This is a genomic window from Nostoc sp. UIC 10630, assembly GCF_010747425.1.
In the GTDB taxonomy this organism is placed as follows: Bacteria; Cyanobacteriota; Cyanobacteriia; order Cyanobacteriales; family Nostocaceae; genus Nostoc.
In genome coordinates this window covers 1-3026 of record NZ_JAAGOG010000383.1, presented here as the reverse complement: position 1 = coordinate 3026, position 3026 = coordinate 1, and the positions used below count along the sequence as shown (strand labels likewise).

The following is a 3026-nucleotide window of genomic DNA, read 5'->3' as shown; positions in this document are numbered from 1 at the left end:
TCACTGCTCCTCTGGTGCTGCAAAATTATGATGTATATCGTGACATGATTGGAGATGAGTCAATGCCTGTGTTGGCTAATCCGATTCAGGTCTGGGAGCAGGTCACTTTCTCATATATCTATGTGGAGTATGACCTAAATATTGCTACCTTTAAGTTGATAGCTGAGTGTGACTGGGAGCCAGAACACGGCTTAGAAGTACGCTTTCGCAATGGAGTAGCAGACGATGCAGATCAGATAGGTGAAACAGGACGGTAAAAACTATATAGCTTGGCATAAAACCGTGGTCAATTGAAGCATAGCGCTTATATACTGCGATCGCTGCCAGAGGAACCAAATGTCGATTGCCTATTGAACGTTTCCTGGCTGTTTTTTAGTACCTATGGATAGATATCCTATCTCTTTTGACTGAATATGAAAGTGGATTTATCTAACCGAAAGTGCAACAGTTACAACAGTCAAACATTTAGGGAAACGAAATGGTAATGATCTATCGCGCCAAATCAACACAGTAATAGTCGTTGTGCATTGTTAATTTTCGCGTGTTGCTAGAAAATTATTCCATTTCCCCTTTATGAATAAGAGGTAATAATGCTAGATTTCGATTACTTGTAATGTTTCAGGGCGATTTATGAACAAAGGTGAATTAGTAGATGCTGTAGCGGCAAAGACCAACATCACAAAAAAGCAAGCTGATGAAGTAATCAGTGCTTTTTTGTCAGTTATTATCGAAGCTGTAGCGAATGGAGAGAAGATAACGCTGGTAGGGTTTGGCTCATTTGAGCGGCGCGATCGCTCAGAACGCGAAGGGCGTAATCCGAAAACCAATGAGCCAATGACTATCCCAGCGACCAAAGTGCCTGCGTTTTCTGCGGGGAAACAGTTTAGAGAAAAAGTAGCGCCATAGACGAATTGCTTTACCACTGGCAATCTAATCCGATGCAAAACCATAAGCGATTAATTCAAGTATCGAATCGACTGTGAAACTTTGACTGCTTCTTAGGGAGTATGTCAATACAATTCTGGTATTACTCCCGTACCAACAAATCTGTTTCTGTTAAAATCGCGTCTTCCAGCACGTAAATTTTGAGGCAGTGCCATGTGTGCAAAGGGATTTGGACAGCCCCAACCCACCAAAATCGATAAACTTATTGAATCTGCGGTGCGTTATTGTCACAAGCGACACCCAGAAGACCTAGACAGCATCTTTGATAATCTACCTGTCAACCTCAACCAACGAGTAGTAACGGGGATTTTGGCAGGATTGCAGAAAGATATTGACACTTTGAGTTGGTTTTGCGGCTATATGGCATCAGAAATCAACCGCAGTGAGGACAACCAAAAGCCTCATCATCCCATCGCCGAACTTAGCAAAACTCTGATTACATCGGGGATGGAACCGTTTACTGATTTTATGCCTTATCCTGGTTGCCGCCTCGTCATACTCAATTCGGAAAAATTTGAATCATTACCAAAGTCAGTTCAAACCATAGTGCAGCAGGCTTTTGATATTAGGGAAAGTAGCGGGACAGAGGCACAAAGGATAAATGATGCGTTGCTACAAGAGTTGATGGTTCAGGAATAAGTAAAAAATGTGATGAAGTACCCGCACGCCAACTCTTGGAGACGCTTTGCTCCCGCAAGATCCACATTCGCGGAGCGTGCCGTAGGCAAGTGGTACGGTATAAAGCATGAGTGAGCCACCCTACCCAAAAGGCTTCCCCCATCGTTCTCCATTATCTTTGATTAAATGGCGACACCGAATAGCCCGCCGCAGGCATCGCCAATTCCAAATTAAACTCAATTCCAACTCCTGCCGTGCGATCGCTGTGTTGATTTTGGGCATTTTAAAATAGCGTTTCCTAAATACAGCTATGTTTAAAGGATTTGGTCGTAGTAAGAAAAAACCAGTTCTTGAGGAAAATGAACTGACTACAGGTATTGTGCAGCATCCTATTACAAAACTTTGGCAGACTTGGATTTCATTTACCGGCCACGATATTCAGTGCATTACTGCACATAATCAGCGCGAGGATGCTAATAAAATAGCTAAACAGATTGCTGATGCTTGGAGTGAAGGGAAATATAAAACTGGGGAAGAGGTAACAGCTTTTATCCAATCACTGCCTAATGATGGTGTCATAGATCCATTGCCCCAAAATATTGTGATGCAATTAAGTCAGCAGGCATTAAGCGCGAGGAAGTAAGAAAGTACGAACATCTTAAATTGAATCATCCATCCAACCGCATTCACAATCCCAATGCACTCTTGAGGTGTAGTCTCGGTCAAAGGATGCACCGCACTGGGGACACTTACCAGTTAACATTGGATGCCAATCAAGTAAATCCAGCTTTTGCTGTTGCGTCCACTGCTGTTGTGGTTGCAGTATTAATTCACTGTTATAGTAGCTTGCCCCCTCCGGTTGCCATAGCTCCTCTGCTTCGGCGTTGGGGTCAAGTCGAAAGTCCAAGCAGCTCTGGCCCTCTACTCCATCAGGGTGAACGACACAGACGAGGTGGGGGTTATGTGAATAGAGGAGACAGTTATCGCACTCTGGAAGTTTCGGCATAGTACCAGTGTACTGCTTTATCACAAGCGATCGCTTGGCTGAAATTGGGAATCCTAAAAGAAGTTTTGAGTGATTTTTAGTACAAATGGTTTTTAAATTTCGATCGAATTAAATCCTGGTGATGTGCTTCAAAAAAGATGAACTCGTTTTCATCCCAGTCGAGATGAAGGGTAAGACGAATTTTGTCAGGGTCTACTCTTTCAACGCTTTTACCGCGCCAACAGTTAGCGCCTGTTAGCTGCCTGTCGAAAGACTCTGTAGAAATCTCTGCTATGGCTGCGCTTGATGCCGCATTCTCAACTGTGCTGACTGAAGTAGGAATTTTCTGTTTTTTCTCATCAACTAAAAATAATCTGTATTCAGGCGGTATCTGAGCAAGGCTGACAAAATACTTGATGATTTCTGGTACAGCTTGAGCAAGCGTGGTACGATCTTCATCCAGCGTGATTAACTGCTC

Annotated in this window: 6 protein-coding genes and 1 pseudogene; 4 read left to right on the top strand and 3 right to left on the bottom strand. The window is 43.3% G+C overall.

What is annotated here, in order from left to right:
* The 3 genes from G1O98_RS37675 to G1O98_RS37665 form a co-directional block, all read left to right on the top strand.
* Positions 1–257 (top strand): hypothetical protein (locus G1O98_RS37675; RefSeq protein ID WP_202985854.1); only part of this gene is annotated, 257 nt, incomplete at its 5' end.
* 373 nt (positions 258–630) lie between these two features.
* Positions 631–906, top strand: a complete 276-nt coding sequence (locus G1O98_RS37670; RefSeq protein WP_163939487.1) for an HU family DNA-binding protein — start codon at positions 631–633, stop codon at positions 904–906.
* Positions 907–1098: 192 nt separating this feature from the next.
* Entirely contained in the window at positions 1099–1584 is a 486-nt protein-coding gene (locus tag G1O98_RS37665; protein WP_163939485.1) for a hypothetical protein, read from the top strand.
* A 120-nt stretch (positions 1585–1704) separates the two neighbouring features.
* On the opposite strand, the gene G1O98_RS37660 is transcribed toward G1O98_RS37665, so the two are convergent.
* Entirely contained in the window at positions 1705–1845 is a 141-nt protein-coding gene (locus G1O98_RS37660; RefSeq protein WP_163939483.1) for a hypothetical protein, read from the bottom strand.
* Positions 1846–1873: 28 nt separating this feature from the next.
* Between G1O98_RS37660 and G1O98_RS37655 the strand changes: the two genes are divergently transcribed.
* Positions 1874–2206: a hypothetical protein gene (locus tag G1O98_RS37655; protein ID WP_163939482.1), complete on the top strand. Its 333-nt coding sequence runs from the start codon at positions 1874–1876 to the stop codon at positions 2204–2206.
* Positions 2207–2221: 15 nt separating this feature from the next.
* On the opposite strand, the gene G1O98_RS37650 is transcribed toward G1O98_RS37655, so the two are convergent.
* Together G1O98_RS37650 and G1O98_RS37645 are read right to left on the bottom strand one after the other, a co-directional pair.
* Positions 2222–2569: a hypothetical protein gene (locus tag G1O98_RS37650; protein WP_163939489.1), complete on the bottom strand. Its 348-nt coding sequence runs from the start codon at positions 2567–2569 to the stop codon at positions 2222–2224.
* 76 nt (positions 2570–2645) lie between these two features.
* Positions 2646–3026, bottom strand: a pseudogene (locus tag G1O98_RS37645) (hypothetical protein); the annotation flags it as partial.

Excerpts from the sequence above, each read along its gene's own strand:
- G1O98_RS37670 (WP_163939487.1), top strand. The coding sequence starts at position 631 with ATGAACAAAGGTGAATTAGTAGATGCTGTAGCGGCAAAGACCAACATC.
- G1O98_RS37655 (WP_163939482.1), top strand. The coding sequence starts at position 1,874 with ATGTTTAAAGGATTTGGTCGTAGTAAGAAAAAACCAGTTCTTGAGGAA.
- G1O98_RS37660 (WP_163939483.1), bottom strand. The coding sequence starts at position 1,845 with ATGCCCAAAATCAACACAGCGATCGCACGGCAGGAGTTGGAATTGAGT.
- G1O98_RS37650 (WP_163939489.1), bottom strand. The coding sequence starts at position 2,569 with ATGCCGAAACTTCCAGAGTGCGATAACTGTCTCCTCTATTCACATAAC.
- G1O98_RS37665 (WP_163939485.1), top strand. The coding sequence starts at position 1,099 with ATGTGTGCAAAGGGATTTGGACAGCCCCAACCCACCAAAATCGATAAA.